The organism is Kistimonas scapharcae (assembly GCF_039540975.1).
GTDB classification, from domain to species: Bacteria; Pseudomonadota; Gammaproteobacteria; order Pseudomonadales; family Endozoicomonadaceae; genus Kistimonas; species Kistimonas scapharcae.
This window is the reverse complement of the sequence record NZ_BAABFL010000353.1, coordinates 1-8,079: the sequence shown is the minus strand read 5'-3', so window position 1 is coordinate 8,079 and position 8,079 is coordinate 1. Positions and strand designations below refer to the sequence as shown.

Annotated in this window: 5 protein-coding genes; 4 read left to right on the top strand and 1 reads right to left on the bottom strand. The window is 49.6% G+C overall.

What is annotated here, in order from left to right:
- Positions 1–319 precede the first annotated feature (319 nt).
- Positions 320–1,720, bottom strand: a complete 1,401-nt coding sequence (locus tag ABD892_RS12705) for a tyrosine-type recombinase/integrase (RefSeq protein WP_345196120.1) — start codon at positions 1,718–1,720, stop codon at positions 320–322.
- A 362-nt stretch (positions 1,721–2,082) separates the two neighbouring features.
- Between ABD892_RS12705 and ABD892_RS12700 the strand changes: the two genes are divergently transcribed.
- The 4 genes from ABD892_RS12700 to ABD892_RS12685 all read left to right on the top strand — a co-directional run bounded on the left by ABD892_RS12700 (position 2,083) and on the right by ABD892_RS12685 (position 8,050).
- Positions 2,083–4,182, top strand: coding sequence for a TonB-dependent receptor plug domain-containing protein (locus ABD892_RS12700; RefSeq protein ID WP_345196119.1), 2,100 nt, complete (start codon positions 2,083–2,085; stop codon positions 4,180–4,182).
- A gap of 27 nt (positions 4,183–4,209) precedes the next feature.
- Positions 4,210–4,761, top strand: a complete 552-nt coding sequence (locus tag ABD892_RS12695) for a YfiR family protein (RefSeq protein ID WP_345196118.1) — start codon at positions 4,210–4,212, stop codon at positions 4,759–4,761.
- A gap of 61 nt (positions 4,762–4,822) precedes the next feature.
- Positions 4,823–7,579 (top strand): response regulator, encoded by a 2,757-nt coding sequence (locus ABD892_RS12690; protein WP_345196117.1) that lies wholly within the window; start codon positions 4,823–4,825, stop codon positions 7,577–7,579.
- Positions 7,580–7,897: 318 nt separating this feature from the next.
- Positions 7,898–8,050, top strand: a complete 153-nt coding sequence (locus ABD892_RS12685) for a hypothetical protein (RefSeq protein ID WP_345196115.1) — start codon at positions 7,898–7,900, stop codon at positions 8,048–8,050.
- The last annotated feature ends 29 nt before the right edge of the window (positions 8,051–8,079 follow it).

The window sequence follows — 8,079 nt, the reverse complement described above, 5'->3', positions numbered from 1 at the left end:
CTTAATCCCGACAGATCTTCAGCTGATCAACTTAAGAAAGCGGCTTGAGTTGGGGCGACAACTATGTTGACAAACACCGCCTGGAAACCTCGCTATTTTCTTTAAACCTGGGTTCAAATATCTTTTCACGATCAAAGAAAATAGACTTAATCAATATCTCTCCATCGCTTAACTTCGCAGACTCCTCAATATTCTTTTCAGTATTTTTATTACTCATCGCTATCGCTTCCCCAAACGATCCCCGCAATTGATCGGTCTGCCAGAGCAAGCGGGGACTTGCCTCTTCGGGAGCTACCCTAGGCTGACCAAACCCTTATAGTTAAATCGCTGCTTCCCGGTCGGTGGTGGGCTTCTTTCTGTATTTCTCCATATCCACCAGCTTCACGTTTTCACCCTTCAGAATCTTGTCTAACAGAGCGTCGTACATTTTCAGGGCTTCACGCTTTTCTGGCAAGCGATCGGAGTGGTCGTAGTGCTTGCTTTCTACGCTTCCATCCCCTCGACTCTGAAGCTGAAAACGTTGTTCCTGTTTTACGCCGCACTCAATAAGTAGGCTTGTTGCTGTTCTGCGTATGTCCTTTGACCAGATACGCTCAGGAGGCTTCTGCCCTTCATCCCTCGCCCTTTTCTCAATGGCGTCACAGTAATCTCGCAAGACTCCAGCCAGGTTATCAGTCCGCGTAGGTGCCTTGCCGGTTATGCTGAATATCCACTCGTGATTTCCCGATATAGTCTTGAGTTCATTCAGTATTGCCAGAGCCCTGATTGAGAGTGGCATTACTCGCTTTTTAGGCTTGCCGTTTCTACCCTTGCTGTCGTAAAAGGTGAACGTGCGGCGATCTTCATCAAAATCTGACCAGCGGCAATCGTTTAACTGCTCCGGCCTGTTTCCTGCTGTTGCCAACATAAAGCGAAGCATCAGCCCATAGACCGGGCTTTGACCGCCTAAGGACTCTGGGAACTCATGCCACAAACGGTAAATCTCCTCATGGGTTAGACAACGCTCTCTAACTCTTTCAAAACTGGATTGCTTGGGTACGACAGAAACAGGATTGTGTTTGATCATGAACCGCTTGCCGTGGGCTACCTGCTCCATCGGGTCATGGTCTGACCTTGAGCCATGCTCATAGGCTGCGTGAAGGTAGCTACGGACACGATTTGTCGTGGTGGTTATTCCATTCTCAATCATGCGCCGCAATATGGTGACAACATCATCCGGGCGAATATCGCATGCCTTCATATCTGCCAGCTTGGGGAATGGCTCAAAAACATAGCATATAAGTGCACGCTCAACGTTTCTGGTGCTCTTTCTTCCCTGCCTTTCAAGGTTAGCGACATAGCTCTCACAAAGGTCTTTGAGTGTTCCCCTCTTTGCCTCTGCTTCTGCTCGCTTCTTGCTCTCTTGCTGCTCCCTCTGATGGTTAACAGCCTGCGCCTCAAGATGCTCCTTTAAGTCTCCCGCTACTTCTCGACGGATACGGGCCAACTCAAAAGCCTTGTCTCTGCACTCGGCAAGCGTGTAACCGCCCCCATCTCTGGTCAGCTTGTATTGTCCGATTTTTACGAGGGTATCAGAGCCTTTATTGCGGTAGCGGTAGTAGGCTTCAGTGCTTCCAGAAGCACGACGCCAGAACACCAAGTTACCGTCCCCACGGCTACCGACGGGTTCACTCACCTTGCCTTTGAGGGCTTTCAATTTAGCGTCAGTGATCCTTGACATATTTTGCTCCCCGTATTGCTCCCCACTTCTGTCGGGCTTATATGGAAAATTCTAGAACGGTACGGGAAACAATAACAGAACAATTTGTTTATTTACAATAGGTTAGGTTTTCATTTGGAACTGTACGGGATTATAAAAAACACTATTATTCGAGACTCATAATCGGCAGGTCGTAGGTTCAAGTCCTACTGGGCCCACCATCATCGCTTTATTTCTGTATTTGTCCTTCTGTTTTTTTCTGGTCATTGCCTGACACCCCTCCCATTTTACCCACATACCTCCACTGGTTATAAAAGAAATATGGTCTAGATTTTTAAAAAGGATTCTTAATATAAAAATGCTGGCTAGGGAGCTGCCACATTATGACTACGTTCAATAAAACCGGACTGGCTGTAGCACTTTGTTCTCTTTTCTCCACATCGGCGGCGATCGCTGAAGATGACTTCCTGGATATGAGCCTTGAGGAACTGGTTTCCCTTGAAGTGACATCAGTATCGAAAAAATCCCAGAGTATTATGGAATCCGCAGCGGCCGTTTATGCCATTACCCAGGAAGATATCCGCCGCAGTGGCGCCAAAACGATTCCAGATCTGCTCCGAATGGTGCCTGGACTGCAAGTCTCCAAAGTCAATGGCAATGCCTGGTCGGTCAGCTCCCGAGGCTTTAACAGTGTTTTCTCAAATAAGCTTCTCGTACTGATCGATGGTCGCACCGTTTATACCCCACTCTACTCCGGGGTAACCTGGGACATTCAGGATGTCATGCTCGCGGATATTGACCGGATAGAAGTTATCCGTGGCCCTGGCGCCGCTCTCTGGGGTTCAAACGCGGTTAATGGCGTTATCAACATCATGACCCGCTCTGCAGATGACACGCAGGGCGCGTATGCAGAGGTTGGCGCTGGCAGCTACGAACAGGGTTTTGGCAGTTTTCGCTATGGTGGCCAGCTGGGAGAAAGCGCTTTCTACCGTGTTTACTACAAATACAACGACCGCGATCATCAGGAAACGTTAAATTCCACACTGGCACAGAAATATGCATCCATTGGGCTGGATGACTCCCCGGAAGCCGGTGACGGCTGGAACATGAATCGAACCGGTTTCAGGATTGACTGGGACAAAACCGCTGACGATACCTTCACACTGCAGGGTGATCTGTACAAGGGGCATACCCGCGCAACCGTCAAAACATTTGATCGCACTTTTCCAGGTACCGGTACATTTGTATCCCCCTCTAACAGACAGTTTGGTGCAAATGCCCTGGGACGCTGGACACACACATTATCAGACACATCAGAAGCCATTACACAAGTCTATTACGACCGGTACGAAAACAGCGATGTCCGGGCTCCACGGCATCGTGACACTTGGGATATTGATTTCCAGCATCGTTTCCTTGCAACAGAGAACCAGGAAATTACCTGGGGATTTGGATACCGCAAGGTTGACAATAAAGTCTACCAAAGTGACTTTGTGTATTTTGACCCGCGTTCACGGACGACAGAACTCTACAGTGCATTCATTCAGGATGAAATCACCCTTGTACCGGATCGCTGGCGTATGACCCTGAGTTCCCGATTTGAAAACAATGAATTTACCGGCGATGAAATTCAACCCAATGCCCGAATCATCTTTACACCGGATACACAACAATCTTTCTGGGCAGCGATTTCAAAATCAGTTAGAACCCCCTCTATTGTTGAAGGCGATTCCGAAGTCTATGGCTTTGAAGAACTGGACTTATCAGTCTATAATCCCTTACTAGGTGACGGTTTTGTTGTTTTCACCGGAAATAAAGAGCTTAAATCGGAAAAGTTATTCTCCTACGAACTTGGGTACCGCAATATCCTGAGTGAGAATTTAAGTATTGACGCCACCGTATTCCTGAACCATTACAAAGATCTTGCTGCAACATCTTTAGGGAGTACATGTCCGGATACTTTGACGCCTCTTGGCGGCCCTCTGTGTGCCACTACGGCGCCCAATATTCCCCCTCACTATCTGGTTGTGACAATTGATAATGTCCTGGAAGGCGATGGCTACGGTTTTGAACTGGCAGCCGATTGGCAGGTAAGGGATAACTGGAAGCTCAAGCTGGCCTACGGCTTCCTGCAGATGGACATGCATGCAACGGATAACAATGCTGTAACCACCGCTATAGAGCCCATATTCGAAAACGTAACCGCCGAGCACAACATGAGCCTGATGTCGCGCCATAACCTGGCCGACGACTGGGAACTCGACCTCTGGCTGCGTTATCAGGATAACGTATCGGGTGTCAGCGTCCCGTCCTTTGTGACAGCGGATATACGCGTCGCCAAGCGTGTGGGTAATTTTGAGTTCGCCATCGTCGGCCAGAACCTTCTCGACAGCCAGCACCCGGAATACTTGGACCGTTACACCGGCATCGTAACCACCGAGGTTCCCCGGAGCATCTACGGACAGGTAAGCTGGCAGTACTAAACGACCAGCCCAGAGGCAATTCAGGCCATGAAGCCTACTAATAACCCGTTTCAGGGGTTACGGCTCATTGCCCTGTTTCTCTGCATACTCGCCGCCAACCTGGTCAGCACGCGCCCGGAGGCGGCGCCGGTGCAGGAGGATCAGGTCAAGGCGGCCATCCTCTATAAAATCACCCGCTTTATTCAGTGGCCCCGTACCGTCCGTACGGAGGCACTGACGATTTGCATGCTGGGCAAAGATCCCCTGAATGATTACGTCTCCTCCCTGAAAAGCCGGAAAGACATGAGTCAAACGATTGACGTAGCGATTCTAACGACCTTCGATAGCAAGCACTCAGTCTGTAACCTGCTGTTTATCAATATGAGCGCCCAAACCCAACTTGAACATGTTCTAAACTCATTAGAAGGCACACCTGTCCTGACTGTCAGTGATATCAAGGATTTCGCAAAGCAGGGCGGCATGGTGGAGCTGGTCAGGGAAAGCAACAGGGTCAGTTTCACACTGAACCTGCCGGCAGCCAAGGCAGGCGGGTTTGTGATCAGTTCCCAGTTAATGAAAATCGCCCGAGTTATTCGATAAGCGAAAGAACAGGATGTTCACATTCGGCAGGGTTTCAATAGAGCGTAAGCTACGTTACGCCATGATGACAACAGCAGAGATCGGCCTGCTGATAACCCTGCTTGTCTACAGCATCAGTGATTACGTCAAATCACGGGATGCAATGACCGAACGCATTCAGAATCTGGTTGAAGTCATCAGCCGCAACAGCGCAATGTCGGTGCACGCCGGAGACGCCAATCTCTCTAAGCAACATATTGGCACCCTTCATGGCATCAAATCGGTGGAAGAAGCCCACCTGGTCGGTAGTGATGGGAAGATCCTGGCCAGCTTCTTTCGCGACGGCAATCCAAAAGCCCGTCTCACCCCCTCGTTATATAAAACCAAATCCATCGATATCCAGGATGAATGGATGGATGTGGCGGGTCCTATCTACTACGGCAATGACCTGATAGGCACTGTAGTCATCCGTGCTGACCTGGCGGTATTGAAGCAACAGATGACCCTGAATCTACTCGCTGCCCTCATGATTGCGATTCTTGCCATCATCTTCTCGTATCTAGCGGCGCACCGGCTGCAGAAAGTTATCTCAAAACCCATTGTTCGGCTGGCTGACACCATGAAACAGGTGTCCACCTGTCAAGTTTACGTCAGCACCCTGGAGAAACAGAGCGACGACGAAATCGGCCAGCTCTACGAACGATTTAACGAGATGCTCGAACAGATTCGCAAGCGGGATGAACAGCTAAGCGTACACCGGGAAGAACTGGAAAAAACCGTTGAACTCCGAACCACCGCGCTGAATCTCGCCAATGAAAATCTGAAACACGCAATCAACGAAGCCAACGAAGCCAAGGAAGTCGCCCTCGAAGCCGCTAAGGCCAAAAGCGCTTTTCTGGCCAATATGAGCCACGAAATCCGAACACCGATGAATGGCGTGCTCGGCATGCTCGAACTCCTTAGGGACACTGAACTGGATAATAGTCAGCTCGATTATCTGGAAACCGCCTACGGCTCAGCTGATGCATTACTGGGCATCATCAACGATATTCTGGATTTCTCCAAGATTGAGGCCGGCAAGCTCGAACTGGAGCAAATAGACACGCAGATCGGTGCCCTGGCAGAGGATGTCTCTACCCTTCTGGCCAGCAAAGCCCGGGAAAAGCGCATCGAGCTCGGCTGTTACACCGACGTTAAGCTTCCCTTCATTCTGAAAGCGGATCCGGTGCGGCTTCGTCAGATACTGACTAACCTGCTGGGTAATGCTGTCAAATTTACGGAAAAGGGTGAAGTCGTTGTCCGGGTTCTTCTGATCAGCAATGATGGCAGCATTGCCCGGGTACGGTTTGAGGTGCGAGATACCGGGATTGGTATCGCACCGGATGTCATTCCCAAACTGTTTACGCCGTTTACTCAGGCAGACGGCTCAACAACCCGCAAATTTGGCGGTACCGGCCTTGGCTTGACTATATCCCGGCAACTGGTTGAGCTGATGGGGGGACAACTCCAGATCACCAGTGAGTTAAACAAAGGTTCCTGCTTCTTCTTTGATGTTGATTTACCGGTATCAGAACAGCAACACGATATAGATAGCCCAACCAATCAGGATCTCACCGGCACTTACGCACTGATTGTGGATGACAACAAGACCAACCGGGATATTCTCAAACACTACCTGACGGCCTGGGGTATCGATCACTCTGAAGCGGAAGACGGTGAACGTGCGCTCGACAAAATGCGCGACGCCATCGTCGCCGGACGTCCCTTCGATATTATTTATCTTGATATGCAGATGCCAGGCATTGATGGTGTGACAGTGTCCAAAACCATTGAAGCTGACAGCCAGTTACGTACAACCCATCGTATCATGCTGACATCCACGGGGCACATGTCTGAACAGGAGCGCCGTGATGCTTTCCTTGCCGGTGCGCTCACCAAGCCTTACCGACAAGCTCAACTCCATAAACTCACCCAACAAGTCATGGGTAACCAGAAAATCGATCAACCGGTTCAGAAACAAAACACAACTAAAGAGAGCATGGATATATTCAGTGAAAATACCTCGCTTCTTCTGGTTGAGGATAATGTCGTTAACCAGAAGGTAGCTCTGGCCATGCTCAAGAAAGCGGGTCTGACGGCAGATGTCGCAGAAAATGGCCGACTTGCTGTCGAAGCCTGGACAAACAAGCATTACGATTTGATATTGATGGACTGCCAAATGCCGGAAATGAGTGGTTATGAAGCCACCGGGCTGATTCGCCAGAAAGAGCAGGAACAGGGTAACCAGCAACATACCCCTATTGTCGCCATGACTGCCAATGCAATGGAAGGTGACCGGGAGAAATGTCTTGCGGCCGGCATGGATGATTACCTCAGCAAGCCCATCAAGGCAGATGTTCTGAAAGATATGCTGATCAAATGGCTGGAATCCCCGGAGGAAAAGGAGCAATCCGTTATGGTGCGGCAACATACCGGTGACCAGGATGATAATCTGCATGAAAAGCCCTTGCTCAACCGGGAAACCCTTGAGCAACTGCGCATGGTGATGGAAGAAGAATTTGACCTGCTAATCAACAGCTATCTGGAAGACTCCCCCAAGCTGGTTGAGGATACTCTCAGCGCGGCAAGGAACATGGACATCAAAGTCTTTACCCGTGCATCCCATACCTTAAAATCCAGTAGTCAAAACTTGGGAGCCGATCGCCTCGGTGAACTGGCAAGCCAACTGGAAAAAAATGGTCGGGAGAAAAACCTGAGCGAAGTGCGCCCCTTGCTGAAGAAGCTAGAAGCAGTCTTTCAGGCTACCTGCGAAGAACTCAAAAATTCCCTTAACGGCTGAGTCGTTTACCTTTAACCGGTTATATCAATCGATATATTGCAGGCACAAAAAACCCCGCATAAGCGAGGCAAGTAGGTCAGACGTTTCCCTGGTGCATTCCTGCTTAGTAACCCGCGCTTCCCTGCGGCTACGTCCGTGTATACCGTCTGACTAACCTTAACTATAGCTCAGGCTTATAAGCTGTAAAGAAATTGGAATTAGCGATGACAGCCCCATCAAATAAGCGTTTTTCGAGTCTCATCCTTCCCCTTTCTTCCTGCTGCTGACTACTGATAGACTGAACGACGAAACCGTTCCAATCGTCAGGATGGTCAACCTATGAAAATAAAAATAATCGGGTTGATGTTGCTGCTTATCGCGCCTGCATCTCATGCAGAGAGCAACCTTAACGACAAAAACAGTATTTTCTGGCAAAGCCTTGTAAGTACTCAAAAACCGGTACATAAGGCGATTTCACGTTCTGCCGCCTAAGCTCATCCCCATGTTCCCATTACCGCCTG

Excerpts from the sequence above, each read along its gene's own strand:
- ABD892_RS12705 (WP_345196120.1), bottom strand. The coding sequence starts at position 1,720 with ATGTCAAGGATCACTGACGCTAAATTGAAAGCCCTCAAAGGCAAGGTG.
- ABD892_RS12700 (WP_345196119.1), top strand. The coding sequence starts at position 2,083 with ATGACTACGTTCAATAAAACCGGACTGGCTGTAGCACTTTGTTCTCTT.
- ABD892_RS12695 (WP_345196118.1), top strand. The coding sequence starts at position 4,210 with ATGAAGCCTACTAATAACCCGTTTCAGGGGTTACGGCTCATTGCCCTG.
- ABD892_RS12690 (WP_345196117.1), top strand. The coding sequence starts at position 4,823 with ATGATGACAACAGCAGAGATCGGCCTGCTGATAACCCTGCTTGTCTAC.
- ABD892_RS12685 (WP_345196115.1), top strand. The coding sequence starts at position 7,898 with ATGAAAATAAAAATAATCGGGTTGATGTTGCTGCTTATCGCGCCTGCA.